Source organism: Paenibacillus sp. cl123 (assembly GCF_900101595.1).
Taxonomy (GTDB): Bacteria; Bacillota; Bacilli; order Paenibacillales; family NBRC-103111; genus Paenibacillus_G.
Window position 1 is genome coordinate 307,155 of the sequence record NZ_FMYY01000002.1, and the last position, 17,134, is coordinate 324,288.

16 protein-coding genes are annotated in these 17,134 nt (G+C 54.5%); 13 read left to right on the top strand and 3 right to left on the bottom strand.

From position 1 onward, the window contains the following. The 8 genes from BLR08_RS05450 to BLR08_RS05485 all read left to right on the top strand — a co-directional run bounded on the left by BLR08_RS05450 (position 1) and on the right by BLR08_RS05485 (position 7,372). Complete coding sequence (locus tag BLR08_RS05450) at positions 1-1,044, top strand: type IV pilus twitching motility protein PilT (RefSeq protein ID WP_072327787.1); 1,044 nt, start codon at positions 1-3, stop codon at positions 1,042-1,044. A gap of 33 nt (positions 1,045-1,077) precedes the next feature. Then, positions 1,078-2,301, top strand: a complete 1,224-nt coding sequence (locus tag BLR08_RS05455; protein ID WP_072327515.1) for a type II secretion system F family protein — start codon at positions 1,078-1,080, stop codon at positions 2,299-2,301. 76 nt (positions 2,302-2,377) lie between these two features. Beyond that, the gene (locus BLR08_RS31575; protein WP_072327514.1) at positions 2,378-2,776 is read left to right on the top strand and encodes a competence type IV pilus major pilin ComGC; all 399 of its coding nucleotides are present in this window, start codon (positions 2,378-2,380) and stop codon (positions 2,774-2,776) included. A gap of 85 nt (positions 2,777-2,861) precedes the next feature. Continuing rightward, a complete protein-coding gene (locus BLR08_RS05465) occupies positions 2,862-3,635 on the top strand; it encodes a prepilin peptidase (RefSeq protein WP_072327513.1) in 774 nt (257 codons plus the stop codon). A gap of 52 nt (positions 3,636-3,687) precedes the next feature. Beyond that, a complete protein-coding gene (gene pilM / locus BLR08_RS05470; protein WP_072327512.1) occupies positions 3,688-4,881 on the top strand; it encodes a type IV pilus biogenesis protein PilM in 1,194 nt (397 codons plus the stop codon). Further along, positions 4,878-5,885 (top strand): hypothetical protein, encoded by a 1,008-nt coding sequence (locus tag BLR08_RS05475; RefSeq protein WP_072327511.1) that lies wholly within the window; start codon positions 4,878-4,880, stop codon positions 5,883-5,885. The genes pilM and BLR08_RS05475 overlap by 4 nt, the downstream gene beginning before the upstream one ends. A gap of 17 nt (positions 5,886-5,902) precedes the next feature. Beyond that, positions 5,903-6,721 carry a type 4a pilus biogenesis protein PilO gene (gene pilO / locus BLR08_RS05480; protein WP_072327510.1) on the top strand — a complete coding sequence of 273 codons (819 nt, stop codon included), beginning with the start codon at positions 5,903-5,905 and terminating at the stop codon, positions 6,719-6,721. A gap of 27 nt (positions 6,722-6,748) precedes the next feature. Then, positions 6,749-7,372, top strand: a complete 624-nt coding sequence (locus BLR08_RS05485) for a copper amine oxidase N-terminal domain-containing protein (protein ID WP_072327509.1) — start codon at positions 6,749-6,751, stop codon at positions 7,370-7,372. Between the two features lie 16 nt (positions 7,373-7,388). Here BLR08_RS05485 and BLR08_RS05490 read toward each other — a convergent pair whose 3' ends face one another. Both BLR08_RS05490 and BLR08_RS05495 read right to left on the bottom strand, forming a co-directional pair. Beyond that, on the bottom strand, positions 7,389-7,961 hold the full coding sequence (locus tag BLR08_RS05490; protein ID WP_072327508.1) for a pilus assembly FimT family protein: 573 nt from the start codon (positions 7,959-7,961) through the stop codon (positions 7,389-7,391). 2 nt (positions 7,962-7,963) lie between these two features. Then, the gene (locus tag BLR08_RS05495; RefSeq protein ID WP_176835421.1) at positions 7,964-8,509 is read right to left on the bottom strand and encodes a type IV pilus modification PilV family protein; all 546 of its coding nucleotides are present in this window, start codon (positions 8,507-8,509) and stop codon (positions 7,964-7,966) included. Positions 8,510-8,584: 75 nt separating this feature from the next. Here BLR08_RS05495 and BLR08_RS05500 point away from each other — a divergent pair, with 75 nt between their 5' ends. The 3 genes from BLR08_RS05500 (at position 8,585) to BLR08_RS05510 (ending at position 11,600) form a co-directional block, all read left to right on the top strand. After that, on the top strand, positions 8,585-10,729 hold the full coding sequence (locus BLR08_RS05500) for a hypothetical protein (RefSeq protein ID WP_072327506.1): 2,145 nt from the start codon (positions 8,585-8,587) through the stop codon (positions 10,727-10,729). 154 nt (positions 10,730-10,883) lie between these two features. Continuing rightward, positions 10,884-11,282, top strand: a complete 399-nt coding sequence (locus tag BLR08_RS05505) for a recombinase zinc beta ribbon domain-containing protein (protein ID WP_072327505.1) — start codon at positions 10,884-10,886, stop codon at positions 11,280-11,282. Positions 11,283-11,393: 111 nt separating this feature from the next. Beyond that, a complete protein-coding gene (locus tag BLR08_RS05510) occupies positions 11,394-11,600 on the top strand; it encodes a hypothetical protein (protein ID WP_072327504.1) in 207 nt (68 codons plus the stop codon). Positions 11,601-11,693: 93 nt separating this feature from the next. Here BLR08_RS05510 and BLR08_RS05515 read toward each other — a convergent pair whose 3' ends face one another. Further along, positions 11,694-12,560, bottom strand: coding sequence for a carotenoid biosynthesis protein (locus BLR08_RS05515; protein WP_072327503.1), 867 nt, complete (start codon positions 12,558-12,560; stop codon positions 11,694-11,696). Positions 12,561-12,947: 387 nt separating this feature from the next. Here BLR08_RS05515 and BLR08_RS05525 point away from each other — a divergent pair, with 387 nt between their 5' ends. Both BLR08_RS05525 and BLR08_RS05530 read left to right on the top strand, forming a co-directional pair. Beyond that, entirely contained in the window at positions 12,948-15,236 is a 2,289-nt protein-coding gene (locus BLR08_RS05525) for a DEAD/DEAH box helicase (protein WP_072327501.1), read from the top strand. Next, a complete protein-coding gene (locus tag BLR08_RS05530; RefSeq protein WP_072327500.1) occupies positions 15,233-16,930 on the top strand; it encodes a ribonuclease H-like domain-containing protein in 1,698 nt (565 codons plus the stop codon). The genes BLR08_RS05525 and BLR08_RS05530 overlap by 4 nt, the downstream gene beginning before the upstream one ends. Positions 16,931-17,134 lie beyond the last annotated feature (204 nt).

Below are 17,134 nucleotides of genomic sequence, written 5' to 3' on the forward strand. Positions count from 1 at the left end.
ATGTCATTGCTGGTTGATCTTATGAAGCTTGCTGCCGAGAAAAAGGCTTCCGATATACATATTACGGTCGGTTCACCGGTCAAATTCCGAATTCACGGGACTTTGAAGTCGGTGAACGATCAGCTGCTTACGCCCGAGATTTGTGCGGCCATGGCCCGTGAGATTATGACCGAGCAGCAGTTCGGACAGTTTATGAGCAAGGGCGACGCGGATCTTTCCTACGGGATAGAGGGAGTATCCCGGTTTCGGGTTAACGCTTTTCATCAAAAAGGCAATGTTTCCTTGACGATCCGCCTGATTCCTTCCCGAATTCCGGAGATGGAAACATTGGGGCTTCCGCCGATGGCTCTGGAGTTTGCAAGGAAACCCCAAGGCCTGCTTCTCGTAACCGGACCGACCGGGAGCGGAAAGTCCACGACGCTGGCGGCCATATTGGACTTTATCAACCGGACGCGCAGCGATCATATTATTACGCTGGAGGACCCGATCGAGTTTGTACATACCCACAAGTCATGCATTGTCAATCAACGGGAGATCGGCGTTGATACGGATTCTTTCGGTACCGGGCTGCGTGCGGCTCTGCGTCAGGACCCGGATGTCATTCTCGTAGGGGAGATGCGCGATCTGGAAACCATCTCGACCGCTATTACCGCAGCTGAGACGGGCCATCTTGTGTTCGGCACGCTGCATACAGCCGATGCTCCCCAGACGATCGACCGGATTATCGACGTATTTCCTCCGGAGTCGCAGCAGCAGATACGGGTCCAGCTCGCTTCCGTGCTTCTCGGCGTGATGGCGCAGCGGCTGCTGCCCAGACTGGATGGGGAGGGGCGAGTGGCGGCTATCGAGGTGCTGGTTAATACGCCGGCGGTCGCCAATCTGATCCGATCCGAGAAGGTGCATCAGATCCGGTCCGCGATGCAAACGGGGCGGGCGCAAGGCATGGTGACGATGGATATGGTGCTGCGCGAGCTTGTACAGCAGCGGGTCGTTTCGCTGGAAACGGCCAAGGAAGCGCTGTTCGGGTTTGCGGAGCTAGGTTAGCTCAGGTACGGCGCAGAATGGAGTTGAACAGCTATGCCCAAGTTCATGTATAAGGTCGTGGATCATAGCGGAGTGCCGTTCAAGGGGACGCTGGAAGCCCAATCATTCCAGCAGGCTATGGATGAGCTTAAGCGCAAGGGGTATTGGATCACCGAGCTCCTCGATCAAAGCCAGAGCGTGCTTCACCGGGAGATCAAGTTTGGCGGACCGAAGGTGAAGGTGCAGCAGTTTACGCTGTTCTGCAGACAGCTGGCGACTTTATACAAGTCCGGCGTATCGATGGTAGATTCGGTCAAGGCGCTTGCCGAGCAGATGGAAAGCAAGGAATTTCGGAACATTTTGTCCGAAGTGGCTGCCAGCATGCAGCAGGGAACGCAGATGTCGGAGGCGGCTTCGCGGTATCCGACGGTGTTCAGCGGTATTTTTATCAATATGCTGCGGGCCGGAGAGCTTAGCGGCAATCTCGACGAGATGCTGAACCGGCTGGCCGTCTTCTATGAGAAGGAGCATTACACGAGGGAGAAAGTAAAGTCCGCGATGGTATATCCGGTGATCATGGCGATTCTGACCGTCATTGTCGTTACGCTTATGATGCTGTTCGTTATTCCGAACTATGTGTCCAGCTTCGAATCCATGGGACTCGAGCTGCCATTGCCGACAAGAATCGTCGTCGAGGTCAGCAACTGGATCGTAGCTTACTGGTACGCGATTCCCGTTATTGTCTTTGTTCCAAGCCTGCTTGTAGGCCTGATCAAACGTCATCCCAAAGGGCCTTACTGGATCGATTATGCCAAGCTGCGCATCCCGGTATTCGGGAAGCTGCTTCATAAGCAAGCGATCGCACGGTTCAGCCGCACGTTCAGCTCGTTATTTACGGCTGCTATTCCGATGCTTCAGGCGCTGACGCTTGTATCGAGCGTGACAGGCAATGTCGTCATCGGCAAAGTAATCGAAGACGCACGCGACGGCCTGGTTGGCGGCAAGTCCATTACGGACCCGTTTCGCCAGTCGTGGCTGTTCCCGCCGATGGTCGTGCAGATGATGTCGGTCGGCGAGCAGTCGGGCGCGCTGGATACGATGCTGGAGAAGGTCGCTGACTTCTACGAAGCGGATGTCGATGCGATGACCGATCGTCTCAAGTCCCTGCTCGAGCCCTTGATGATCGTGGCTTTATCCGGGGTTGTCGGAGGCATCGTGCTGGCGGTTATGCTGCCGACGTTCGAGATGATGAAGAACGGGATTGTGGGAATCAATTGATTTGATTGTTTAGTACTTATTACTGGTGTATTACTTTTTTAAATATATTATTTACTTTGGTAAAGGAGAGATTACTGTGAAGAAGTTTCTGAAATTGAAGCTGTTCCGTAAAAATGAAAAAGGGTTGACGCTGGTAGAATTGCTCGCTGTTATTGTAATTTTGGGGGTCATTGCTGCGATTGCTGTGCCATCGATTGGTGGGGTAATTCAGAATTCTAAGGTTAACGCGGACACTCAGTCCGAGGAACTTATTCGCGATGCTGCAGTTCGATATTTAATCGATAGAAATATTGCTACCACAGTAACAAATGTTACGATTGCTGATCTTCAGACAAATGGCTATCTGAAGGCTGGTAATATTAATAGGCAGGCAACTGGCGTCCCTTATGTATCTGTAACCGTTGCTCATAATGCAAACACAGGATGGACGGCAACTACTGTCAATACTGGTACGGCTACTCCTACTAACCCTTAATCACTAAGTCATCAATTTTCTCTAACCACAAGGTAACTCTCCCGGGTTACCTTGTTTCATTCAAGCAGGAGGTGAGCAGGGAATCATGGAGATGGCGATCATTATCGGGTACGCAGCCGTGCTGGGGTTGTTGATCGGGAGTTTTTTGAATGTGGTTGCGCTTCGGTCCTTGTCAGGCGAGTCCGTAGCTTATCCGCCGTCCCATTGCACTCACTGCAGCCACCGGCTGAAGGCTTGGGATCTGGTCCCGCTATTTAGCTATTTATTTCTTCGAGGCCGCTGCCGATATTGTCATCAACGTATCTCTATCCAATACCCATTAGTGGAAGCGGCAACTTGCTTGCTCTATATAGTCATTGTGTGGAAATACGGAGTAAGCTGGGAAGCCGTTATCGGGCTTATATTCGTATCGATTCTAATCGCTATTGTCATCACCGATCTGCTGGCCATGCTTATTCCGAACCGTGTCCTGCTGGTCGGTCTGGCCGGGGTGCTGGTCCTTCGTTTGATTTCTCATCCGCTTCCGTTCTGGCATTATGTCGTCGGTATGATAGGCGGTTTGCTGTTGATTGTAGGTATTGCTTTGCTAGGTTCGCTCATTCTCCGCAAAGAAGCGATGGGGATGGGGGATGCGAAGCTGTTTGCGCTTGTTGGCCTTGTACTGGGCTGGAAGCTAACCCTGCTTACTTTATTTGTCGCAAGCTTGCTCGGTACGGTTGTTGGCGTGATAGCCATAGCTGTCAAACGCTCGAACCGCGAATCCTATATACCGTTCGGACCTTATATAGCTTGTGCAAGCGTCATTTGTATGTTTATCGGAAATGAGTGGATTGATTGGTATGTGGGACTTCTGCGGTAAAATGAACGATCTTTCGGACAACACGCTAATGCAGTGAAGGGTGGCTGGTCATATGCGGTTTAACATTCAGAGGCTGCGTCATTGGATTACACCGGCCAGCAGTTATCTTGGGATCGAATTCACGGACTCTGCAGTGAAGCTGACAGAGCTTACTATAAAAAAAGGAGCGCCCCCCTGCATCACATCCTGCGTGCTTGAGCCATTGCCCAAGCACGCGATCCAGGACGGCAAAATTGTCGAGCCGCAGGAGGTCGTCCGCACTCTGCAGACGGCCAAGGCGCGACTTTCGAAGCGCGCCAATCGGGCCAATATTTGCTTGCCCAGCCAAAACGTCATGGTTCGGTTTATGAAATTTCCGGATATTCCATTGAAAGAGCTGCGCCAGGTAATTGATTTCGAGATCAAGCATACGATTCATCTGCCCTTTGAAGATCCGGTGTATGATTTCGTCAAGCTGACGGGCCATAACAACCAAAGATCTCCAGTGAAGCTGCTAAAGCGGGAGGCTGCCGCCACCAAGCAGATGACCGTCGCGGGCAGGGAGGCGGCTGCATCAGCTGAAGGATTGTTCGGGAGCAAAAACCATGATCCGTTCGCAGACCTGGATAAGCAGTCTCAGGACAAACCAGAGGAAGAGCTTTGCGACGTTATGCTGGTCGCCGTCCCGAGAGCGATGGTCGAAGAGTATATGGCGCTGTTCAAGCAGGCAGGGATTCGTCTGGGCAGCATCGAGATCAAGGCAATGTCATTGTTCCGCTGCCTGCAGACGGAACGAGAACAGCCGCAAGGAACTTTTCTGCTGATCGATGTGAATGAGACCATATGCGATGTTAATGTGTTCGCCGACTCGCAGCTGAAAATTTCGCGCAACGTGCAGGTGGCGTTTGGAGAAGAGCCTTCGAAGGAGCCGCAAGAGGATTCGTTCTCCTGGTTGTCTGATCCGGCTGATTCCGGAGACTCGGGCTTTCATCATGCATGCAGCGAGCTGGCTCATGAGCTGGAACGGCTGATCAACTTCTATAAATATACATTGAACAATCGCAATGAGGAGTTTCTCGTGTTATATATCGCAGGGGACGTGAAGAGGCTTGATGAGATTGCCGAATATTTGCAGAACCGGCTTTCGCTGAAGGCAGCCAAGCTGATCGTACAGGCGGACTGGGATCGGCCGCTTCGGTCGATTAAATTGGCTCCGGAAGCGTTCGCGGCTTCGATCGGGCTTGCATTGCGAGGGGCTGACGCATGAACAATATTAACCTTCTTCCTCGCAAGCCGCGAAGCGAGCAGCTATTCTGGCCGGTCCTGAGTGTAACGGCTGTAGCTTTGGTTATTTCGTTCGGTTCGCTCGCCGTGCTGCAATACAAGCTGCACTCGGCTTCCGCATCCGACGCGCTTTATAAGCAGCAGCTGCAGGCCAGCATTCAGGCGCTTACCCAGCAGCATGCAGAAGAACCGCGAACGGCCGAGTATCGCCGGTTGGTTCTTGAGGTTAAGCGTCTGGAAGACAAGCGAATCGATTGGATGCCGATTATTGCGGGGATCACCTCACCACTGCCGGAAGCTTCGCGCCTGCTAAGCTTGCAGACCGCGGAGGCTCGTGATACGGACGCGGCGGCAGCGCCTCCAAACGGTCAGACGGCAGGCAGTCCAACGGGAACGGGGGGAGCCAGCCAGAAGCTTGTCGCTACGCTGGAATTTTCCGACTTCAGGCAGATTGCGGATTATGTCGTACGCGTGAAGCAAGACAAGCATATTCAAGAAGTCGTCATCACGACCGTGCAGAAAAATGAAATCGTGCTCCCCGCTCCTGTGGCGATGGTGACGGAGACGGAGACGCCCAAGACACCGAAGGCGCCAGATCCTACGCTCAAGGAGAAGTTTATTAAGGATGCACAGGCCCAGAAACCGGGCCAAACGGCAACCAAATCAGAGGAGCTGCTCTCCGAGCTGGATTGGCTGATCAGCGGCAGCATGTTTGAGCAGGAGCATGGCATTACGTTGCCTGACAGGCAGTTTACAAGTCCGGAGCCGATCGGAGATTCCCCGATTACGGAGGATGAATGGCGTAAGGCACAGGAGCAGGTCAACAAGTTCGATGCGATGTTCCCGGCAGACTCAGACCATCGCAGCGCGGACCCGGTGCAGGAAGAGAAGGACCAGGCTCCTGCCGTTCCGGAAAAAAAAGCTATCGTGTACAAGGTCAATCTCGAAATTCAAACAAAACCTCTTCCCATAACAAGTACGCCATAGATGAATAGGTGAGGCGCATGAACAAACAACAATGGAAAGATTTAGCGGTCCGCTTGAAAAACCGGCAAGTTATCTTGACGGCAGCCATCCTGTTCAGTGTAGTGATGCTTGGATTGTATGTGATTCGTTCGGTATATCCGGTGCTGGCCGCTTCGAGTGCGGCAAGTATGGAGATTGCTGCTTTGGAGAAGCAGCGGGCGATGCTGGAGCAGCAGCCCGTACCTGTGAAGGTTCAGGAAAGCGAAATTGCGGCCGTCCTGCAGCGAGTGCCTACCCGGCCTGAAATACCAAGGTTTCTGTACGAGCTGCTGCAGACGGAGGGAGCTTCCGGCGTTGTGCTGCAGTCTTACAGCACAGGCACGGCAGCTAAACATGTAGAGGGGCAGCAGCAGTTTATCGATACGAGAACAAACTCCGTTCAGACGCAGGCGGCTCAGCCTGCTGAGGCCGTACAGGCCAACGGGCTGACGGAGCTGACCGTCAATCTGAAGGTGAGCGGGACCTACGCTTCGCTGCAGCAGTTCCTCAGCGGTATCCAGATGACGGAGCGGCTCGCAACCGTGACATCATGGGCGATCACGGCCAATTCGGGCAAAACGAATGCAGCCGCCTCTGCGGGGCAAGCTGCGGCCGCCAACCCGGAGGAGGGCGGCTCGGAGCAAAATGTTGCTGCAGCCGTGCACAGTATGGAGCTGGTGTTAAGTCTGTATGCGGCTCCCGGTTACGAAGGCAAGCTGGGCTCCTTAGAGCAGGTCTCCTCTCCGGTCTCCGAGTCGCGAGCAGATCCTACTCTGACTGATAACTCCTTCTATCCGCTGCTGAAGCCGGCGCCATAATACTTACAGGAAAGGGAGTGCTCCCGGATGAAGAAGATCATCATCAGCACGCTTGTCATGTCGGCCGTTCTATACGGGACCGCGTTTGCCGAAAGCAGCCTGCGCACGATCGATGCGATGTTCTCGCAAATCAATCTGACCATGAACGGACAAAAAGCCAATATGCAGGGCGACGTTATGTTCTATGAAGGTTCCATCTACGTGCCGCTGCGCAGCTTGTCCGAGGCGCTTGGAGCCGAAGTGAGCTGGAACGGGCAGACGCAGACGGTCGATGTCGATTTTACCTCGGACAGAACGAGGGACATCTATCAGGCTTCCCAGAAGGCGATGTATCAGTATTTGATCCTGCAAAACAATTCCATTACGGCTGAGTTTATCGCGGCCTTTAAAAGCGACAATGAAGCGAGACTGGTGACGAATAACAAACGGTACGGGGAGCTGCGCGACATTGCCAAGCAGCTAGGCGACGAGCCGACAGCGGTGTTGTTCGATAAAATGATGGCTTCCATGCAGATCGTCATCAGTGGCTGGGGCAGCAAGCAAACCAGCGACTACAAGCTCGGCTGGGCACTGTACAATGATTATGCGAAGTCATTGAACACGGCGCTGGCGGCCAAAGTATCGGACCTGTCCGCTGACGAGAAAAAGTAGAAAGAAAAAATGGGCATTACTTATCCCAAGCGGGAATAGTAATGTCCGTTTTGTAATCGTAGGTTTGCTGTTTGCCCTTCTGATTGGCCAGGAGAACGAGCTGGAACTCCAGGTGAAGATATTTGACCTGAATCTCGCTGCTGCTCAGGCTGCTGGTTTGGCCGCTCTGCGTCAGGAAGTAGGAGCTGGCGCCGGTAACGCTAGCAGCCAGATCCTTGGTTACGGGAGCCTGGCCGTTCATAACCGTTTCCACCACGATGGCTTTGCGCGGGATATCCAGATAGTAGCGGATGTAATTGTCCGTGCGGCTGGCGGTGGTGTACAGGGTGAGGAAGCTTTTGGACTGCGCCGTGGCTGCTCCTGCCGGGACGATCAGATTGTATTTCTGTTCGCGCAGCTTGCCGATGATATGATTCGAGATGATTCTCGCTTCCTCCTGGGCGTTCTGGCGGGCGAAGGTGACTTGATTGCCTGCGCTCAGCTGGCCCAGCGCCATGACGATGACCCCCGACACAATCCCGACAAGCACAATAACAGCCAGCAGCTCGACCAAGGTGAGCCCTTGTTGTTTACGGATGAAGTTCTTCATGGCTAAGGGCTCCTGTCCAGATAGCTTTGTATGGAGTAGCTGACTCCTGTCCCCATCGCGATGACTTCGACCTGAATCAAGGAAAAGTGATCGACGACATTCAGCGTATAGCTGGTCGTCCCGTCGTTCAAGGTATACTTCTGCGTGCCTGCCTCCGGTATCGGCACATTGGAGATCTGAACCTTGTATTGCCTGTCGGCCGCGCTTGGATAATAGATAGCGTCCGCCGTATAGGGAGCCGTTACAACTTGACGCAGCGCTGTCAGATCGACCGACTGCTGGCTCCCTGCGCCAGAGCCGGGCGGAGCGGCCGAGGCGCCGGCCGGAGGGAACCAGATATTCATCGTCGCCGCTCCCGTGCTGAAGCTTGTTTTGAGCTGCTCCATCACCGATCTTGCAATATCGACGGAGACGTCGCGACGCTGCTCTTTGGTCGAGGCGGCAAACAAGTTATTATACATATACGTGAATGCGAGTATAACCATAGCCAATATGACAATACTCGCCAAAATTTCGACAAGAGTCAGCCCTTTTTGGTTTTTTACCAAATTATTCACCCTTTCAAGCAAGGACTATGATACTATAAATATAGTCCAAAAATCATGATGAGGGAATGGGGATCCATGAAAAATTTATGGAGAAATGAGCGCGGCGCTGCCCTTATTCTGGTCTTGATGCTCAGCATGGTCGTTACGGTCGGTTTAACGGCGCTGATTATGAGCACTCAGCAGGGTCAACGAAATTCTGTTCATGACGGCAATGCCGAACGGTCCAATTATGTAGCGGAATCCGGAGCGGTTATCGTCAAGCGTCTGGTAAAAAATGCCGCAGCAAACAATGTCCAGGTGCAAAGCATGGAGGAGTCGCAGCTGAAGACGGCCCTGGAGAAAGTCAATCCGTCCTTCTCGCTGAGCGGAAGCAATGCGATGGAAATCAGCTCCCGCAAGGAAGCGGGTCAATTTGTTGTCGAGATTACCGGTAAATCCAAATACAGCGATAACTTGAAGAGACAGACCAAGATTACGCTCCCTATTCTGCTGAATACGTCGGGCGGAGGCGCTGGCGGTAACGGCAAAGGCATCTTCGGAGACGATGTGGTGGGCACGTCGGTTACGGAGACAAACAAGGCGAAGACCGAGGCTTGGGTTCGCCATTGGGACGGCAAGGTGCAGACGGCGCCTGGCCAGTACTACAAAATTATAAACTATCAGGAGCAGATGACGAAGTATTTTACGCAGCAGGTGGATACGAAGCGGCCGGTGTTCAAAGCTTCGACTGTGCACCCGCTGCAGGCTCCGGGCACGCCGGCCACACCGCTTGATGTATTTGACAATAAAAACTGCGCCATGGCAGAGTTTCAGAGGGCGGATCTGGAGAAATACCCCGATATCTACTGCTTGGGCGATATAACGATTAATCCCGCTGGTTTGACGAAAGGAACAACTATTTATTCGAACGGCACGATCCGGGTAAGAGGCGATTTAAGCGCGGGCACGACGCTTGGGGCTTTGTCGGCGGGTAAAGATATTGTGTTCGAGGGGAAATTGTCCGGGGGGAAATACGGGGAGCTGATTGCGGGCGGCAAGGTGATTTTTAGCGGCGAGCTGAACAGCGGCTTTACTCACTCCCAAAAAATCTCCGCGCGAGGCAGCATCGAGTTTGCGAACAAGCTGAACGGTGCGGTCTTCTCAGGCGAGATGGTATCGGGGGACAGCATTTACTTCAAAAATGTGATCGGCAATGTCACATACTCAGGACGAGTGTCGGCGGCAAACAATATTGTATTTCAAGAGAAAATCGAAAAAGCTGCTATCAGCGCCGACATGGTGGCCGGCAATAATATGCAGTTCAAGCGTCCTGTCGGCGAGAATGGACCTGTTACGATATCCGGCTCGTTGATGAGCGGCGGCAGCATGACTTTCGATGAGCCGGTCCGGAACCTGACAGCTTCTGCCCGGTTTGTAGCGGGCAAGGCCATTACATTCAATAAGGAAGTAGGCAGCGGAGTCCTCATTAGCGGTTCCCTGCACAGTCATGACACGATTACGTTCAACGAGCCGATAACAAGCTCCACGATCATGGGATTGTACGCGAAGGGCAATATTGTGCTGTGGAAAGCCGTGCAAGGAAATTCCGCGACGCTTGGCGACATTCAGAGCGACGCGAATATTACGTTTAATGGTAATTTTGATAATGCGACTGTGCTGGGAGATGTCATCGCGAACAAGCTGCTTGCTTTCAATGGCAATATAAACGGGAGCACGGTGTTCAAAAAAAATCTGGTCAGCAACTCTACAGTGGCGGACTTAAACTTTAATGCCGGATATCGCGTTGTGGTGGAGCAGTCCATCTATTCGGCCAAGGGCATAGACTTCAAGCAATTGAACGGAGTACGAGTCGGCCAATCGATCTATGCTTACCAGAACGTCACCATGCCGGTCAACCTGAGCTATTTGAATATCGACGGGGCGCTGCTCTCGCGAGACGGATCCGTAACATTTCCGAAATTGTATGGATGTAATTCGAAGGATGACTGTTTTGTCGGCAGCTTTATAGCAGGCACGGCAGGGATAGCCTTCAATTACAATCTGGATGGCTTCATGTATTTCGGCGGTTTAAGTACCGGTCAAACTATTAAATATAACGGCAACCAAAACGGTCCGCCCAATACGATACGCATCACCCGCCAAGCGCCGGACGGATATACGGAAGACAGCGGCGGCAACAACGGTCAAATTAACTTCGGAGATTGGAGAACAACCAGCTAACGGCTGGCTGCAGAGGGCGAGCGGAGCAGAGGCGCTTCCGGTTATCCGGGAGCAGGCCCTGCGATCCGCTCGTTTTTCTTCAATAAAAAGCATAACTCTCTCTCTAGCGGAATATGCTAGATTAGTCCAAAGCCCAAGCAAGGAGAGATGAGGGATGCCTTTGCACGCGCTTAAAATGACGCTCAGCCGGTTCAGTTACAGATTTACCAAGGGAGCGGATATGTCCTTGTTTGCTTCCCTCCTGTGCTGCAAGCATTGCGGCGCATCCTATCGCGGAAGCTTGTCAGGCGATATATGCGTCTATGGCTGCTTAACTCATATGAGAAAGGGAACTGGCGCTTGCGCCAACAGCTTTCGCATACAAGAAACCGAGCTTGTCCATATGGTGACAACCCATCTGCAGTTGAACGGGCAGCAGGTCCGGCAGCCTCTGCGCCAGTATGTGAAGCGCATCGACGTGGAGAACGGAGGCTACCGGATCTATTATTATACCGGCGGTCCCAGCATCGTAAACGACAATAGCTCGCGCTATGGAACGAAATTCAAGTATTAAATTTTTTTCATGGCGAATATAGAGGTTGCAGGTATACCTTCACAGTTGGCTGAGCATAATAGTTGCTGTAAATTTACGCTTCAATTTCCATACATGGGGAAGGGGTGCAGTATGGGCTTTACGAGTCAAGATATCGCTGTGATTGAACAAGCCCTGCAGATTGCTATTCGCTCGCAGAGCGATGCAAGCAAAAGTGCCGCTTATCAGGAGGTGCTGGGCAAGCTGAGAGCAAATGCTTCCTCAGCGATGAGTTCATCGCACCTTGCTTTTCAAGACGGATATCGTTTCGATTATGACGACTCCACGGATCTGGGATGAGCTTGGACCCGGGCGCTATGCACCGCATGTCGAGCTTCGCCAAACAAGGCCTGCCGCGATACATTATCGCAGCAGGCCTTGTTTGGCGTAAGTTTAAACTATGGAAGCTTTTTTCCGCCGGAGCAGGAACAGAAGAGCGAGCATGGATACGTTCAGAAGCACGCTCCACCACAGACCGCTTTGCACCGCTAAAGTTAGAAATAACGATTCCAATGTCAGCAGGAGCATAACGGGAACGAACAATGGAGAAAAAGCAGCCGACCGGGCCTGGTCTATATATTCATCATGTAAATAATTAATGATGCTGATAATGAGCAGAGCGGTAAACCACCAGCAGATGAAAAAAATCAAGGTCGTCTGGTCGTCCGGCGTACTCCAGACACTCAGCCAGCCGCCGTTCCATGGCCGGGGCTGCGACTGAACGCCGCTTGGCTGCAGAAGCAGGTTCATCGAGGCGGCCATGCTGGCCGTCCACAAGGCCGGCAGCCAGAAGCTGCGGCGTTTGCGGCGCTTGCGCTCGAGCTTCAGCTGTCTCAAGCCCGGCGATAATTTCTCGAGCGGTGTAAGTCCTTTCAAGATGTCCTGCGCAGGCTCGACGGGAGCGAACGCTTTGGCTATGATCAGCAGCATGCACCAGGCAAATGGAACAGCAAGCGGGACGCCGAACAGCAGCGGGGCAAAGCGGGATGGATCGCTGTCCGCACCGGTATGAAATCCGGCGTGCCTCGTTCCGAGCCACTCAGCCGCATAGGAGATGCTTGAGCAAATAATAAACATCAAAACCGCTTGCCTGGCTCCATACTTGCGGACGTACCATACGAGAGCCGTAGCCCCTCCGAGAATCAGATAAATGCCGTTGGCCCATGCAAGCCATTGGACGCTCAAGCCGCTGCCGGTCAAGCCGACAACGAACCAGAGCAGGTACAGGATCGACATAAGGATGACCCATCGGCCCATCATACCGTTCTGCTTTCTCCGCCTAAGGCTTGATGCGGTATTCCAGGAAAATTGATCGATACATACGGCTTGGTCGGCTTATGAGGGCAAAGAGCGGAGCGTTTCCTCTTCCTCATGGCTTTTTTGAGCGTGCGAAGCATGGCAGTCACCTCGAATTGACAATAGTAGTGAGACGCAGGCGGATCGGGGGAGGCCGGATGCCGCAAGACCTGCGGATAGGAAGCATGAAGCAGCCGCTCTACCCCCAAAAAGTCCCGCCTCTTTACTATGTATATAAGGAACTTGGACAAATGATACGGAAATTCCAAGGTTTCTAACCAAACCATTGTAGCCGAACATGCATTCGTTTATAATGGAAGAAGCTAGCTGTAGAGGAAAGAGGGACTTCTCATGAACCGATTGACCGGCAAAGTATCTTCCATGGACGAATGGATCGAGCTGGTGCGCAGCATGCCGGAGATTATGAAGCAGGTTACTTATTGGCATACGATCCCGGCCCGGGACGGGCGCTACGAACCGTTCCCAGAGGGATTGAACGAACAGCTGCGCGAAGCGCTTGTCTCAAGAGGCGTCGGGCAGCTATATACGCATCAGGCTCAGGCTTTCCGTGAAGCGGCGGCAGGCCGCCATGTCGTGGCGGTGACACCGACGGCTTCCGGCAAGACGTTATGCTACAACTTGCCCGTTCTGCAAGGTATTTTGCAGGATGACAGCGCGCGGGCTTTGTATTTATTCCCTACAAAAGCGCTGGCGCAGGACCAGGTCGCCGAGCTCCAGGAGCTGGCGACCACGATGGGAGCGGATATCAAGACGCATACGTATGACGGCGATACGCCGCCGACAGTGCGGACGGCTATCCGCAATGCCGGACATATCGTCGTAACGAACCCCGATATGCTGCACGCGGCTATTCTTCCTCATCATACCAAATGGGTGAAGCTGTTCGAGAATATCAAGTATATCGTGATCGACGAGGTGCATTCATACCGTGGCGTCTTCGGCAGCCATGTGGCCAATGTCATCCGCCGCCTGAAGCGGATATGCCGGTTCTACGGCTCAGAGCCGCAGTTTATATGCGCTTCAGCGACGATTGACAACCCCAAGGAGCATACCGAGCGGCTGATCGGCGAACGGGTGGCGCTGGTGAACGAGAACGGCGCGCCCGCCGGGGAGAAGCATTTCGTTTTCTATAACCCGCCGGTCGTCAATGAGCAGCTGGGCATTCGCAAAAGCAGCGTGCTGGAGACGCGCAAGCTGGCCGGGCTGCTGCTGAAGCAGGGGATTCAGACGATTGTCTTCGCGCGCAGCCGGGTGAGGGTGGAGATTTTGCTGACCTATTTGCAGGAGCTGGTCGCTCACGAGCTCGGTACCAAGTCCATCCGGGGCTATCGGGGCGGCTACCTGCCCAAGCTGCGCCGGGAGATCGAACGGGGACTGCGCAGCGGCGAAATCCGCGGCGTCGTCAGCACGAATGCGCTGGAGCTTGGCATCGATATCGGCCAGCTCCAGGCCTGCGTGCTGAACGGCTATCCGGGCTCGATCGCCAGCACTTGGCAGCAGTCAGGCCGGGCAGGCCGGCGTCAGGAGAGCTCGATTACGTTTCTCGTGGCAAGCAGCAACCCGCTCGATCAATATGTGATCCAGCATCCGGATTTTTTCATCGAGAAGGCGCCGGAGCGGGCCTTGATCGAACCGGATAACCTGATCATCCTGGTCGATCATGTGAAATGCGCCGCCTACGAGCTGCCCTTCGAGGAGAATGAGACGTTCGGCGGCGAAGCGCTGCATGAAATTCTCGAATTTCTGACGGACGAGCGCATTCTTCACCGGGTGAAAAGCCGTTGGCATTGGATGGAGCAATCGTTCCCCGCTCATGATGTCAGTCTGCGGTCCGCCGCACAGGAGAACTTTATCATCATCGACATGACGGGCGGAGCCAAGGTGCTCGGTGAGGTCGACCGGTTCAGCGCGCCTACCCTGATCCATGAGGAAGCGATCTATCTGCACGAGGGCGTTCAATACCAGGTGGAGAAGCTGGATTATGAAGAGAAGAAAGCTTACGTGCGCGAGGTGGACGTCGATTACTTCACGGATGCGAATCTGGCTGTTCAATTGAAGGTGCTGCATGTGATGCGGGAGGACCGCCTGCAGGGGCTGACCCGGCAGTACGGCGAGGTTACGGTGAACGCCAAGGCGACGATCTTCAAGAAGCTTAAGCTGCATACGCACGAGAATATAGGCTCGGGGCCCATTCATCTGCCGGAGGAGGAACTGCACACCAGCTCCTACTGGCTAACCTTCGACGAGGAGACGGCCGCTCAGATGACGACGAATGACATGCAGTTCGCTTTGCTCGGGCTGTCGAATGTGCTTGTCCACATCGCGCCGCTGTATCTCATGTGCGACCCTCAAGATATTCGCGTCGTCGCTCAAGTAAAGGCGGTCCATAACAAGCAGCCGACGATTTTCTTCTATGACCGCTATCCCGGCGGAGTAGGTCTTAGCGAGCGGCTGTACGAGCTGCACGGGCAGCTGCTCGCGGAGGCTTCCAGGCTAATCGGCGGCTGCGGCTGCCTTAGCGGCTGTCCGGCCTGCGTCGGACCGATCGAGGAAGTCGGATTGACCGGCAAGAAGCTGGCGCTGGAGCTGCTCGCCAGACTGAAGGAGGATGCGCGATGAGCAGGCTGCGTGAGAGATTAAACCGTCATTTGAAGCAGGCGGATGCTGTAGTGTCGAGTTCTGACGGCGAATTGGCGGAGCGCTTGGAGCCGCAGCAGCTTTCGGAAATGCAGGAGAAGACTTCTGCGACGGCAAGCGCTGCCGAAGACTCGCCGACTGCCGTCGTTGCACCGACTTCCGGGCCGCCGTCCGAACCTTCGCCGCATGCGGATCCGGAGGACGCCGGCTGGTCAAAACTTGGCGCCGCGTTGCGGCCGGGCGAGTGGGGGGATTTCGTCACGCGGCGTCTGACCTATGATTTGGAATTTCGCCATGGGCATTACATGCTGGGTGAGCTGAAGGCTTCCGCCGAAGCGCTGGAGCGTTTGCTGCAGCCGCAAGCCAAGTCCGGGCGAGGTGGGAAGCATGCCGCCCGGGAGGGAGCGGTGCCGGATACGGCCGCCGAGCGGCTGTTATTCATCGATACGGAGACGACCGGACTTGGTCAAGGGGCGGGCAACGTGCCTTTCATGATCGGGATCGGCTATTTTGAGAATGGAGGCTTCACGGTGGAGCAGATGCTGATCCGCCATCCGGGCGAGGAGGCGTCTATGCTGGCTTACCTGCGGACATGCATCGCCGAGCGGCCGATTCTGATCTCGTATAACGGCAAGTCGTTCGATTGGCCGATCGTGAAAAACCGGTTTATTCTAAACCGGATTCCGCTGCCGCCGGAACCGGAAGGCCATATCGATTTTCTATACCCGTCCCGCAGCCTGTGGAGGACGACGCTAGCCTCCTGCCGGCTGGGACAGGTGGAAGAAGACCGGCTTGGCGTGCGGCGAGAGGACGATGTGCCGGGATCGCTGGCTCCAGCCTTATATTTTCAATATTTGGCGGAGCGCGATCCTGCCATTTTGGAAGGCGTATTTCGTCACAATGAATGGGATGTGCTTACATTGGTCGGCTTGGCGGTGCATTTCAGCAGGCTGCTGACGGGCGAGACGGATTTTGAGGATGTCCGCTTATTCGGGCGCGAGGAATGGTTCCGCTACGGACGGTGGATGGAGCGCTGCGGACTCGGCGAGGCGGCGATGGTAACGATGGAAGCGCTGGTCGACGAACTGCTGATGGATGAGTTGCTGACGGACACAGGCGATGCCCCGGCGGCCTCGGTGCTGCCGGATTGCGTGCTCCCGCTGGCCCGCTATCTGAAGAAAAACGGGCGGTATGACTCAGCCAGTGCGATGTGGAAGCTGTACATCCAGCGCCAGGGCAGCTCCAGACTTGCTTCTCTGGAGCCGTACATCGAGCTGTCGATGTATGGCGAGCACAAGCTTAAGGATCTGGATATGGCTCTGAGCTATGCGAAGGGCGCACAGGATGTGCTCTGGAGACGGCAGGCGTTGGAGCGCAGCAGCATGCGCCAGGCGGGTGTGAACGCGCGTCCCGCGGGCAGTAGCGAGGAAGACATGGACAGCGAGGAGGCTCGGCTGCTTAAGCGGATCGAGCGGCTGGAGCGAAAAGGACGACCGAAGGGACGCAGCGCCCCAGGAAGCGCGACGGGACCGGGAATGCGGGAGACGACAGGGCAATGGGCGGACGATGACATAGAGTCAAAGGGCACGGGTCGCATGGCAGCTACGGGAAGTCAACCGGTGCGGCGGAATCGGCGCTCGGAGCGGGCAGCTGTCGGGCAACAGGAGCTGTTCTGACGGTGCGTAACGCTTGTCTGGCAGGTTGAGCCGTTCTAGCGGTATGAAGAGCGATCACACAGCCGCAGCTGTTCTAGCGATAGACAGCACACGCATTTGAAATACGAGCTATTCAGATTGAAGCCGGCGCATCTGGTGTAACCAAGGAGCGACGGCAGCCGAAAACGTCCGGATTCCCGGGCGTTTTTGCATTTACCGGAGGGG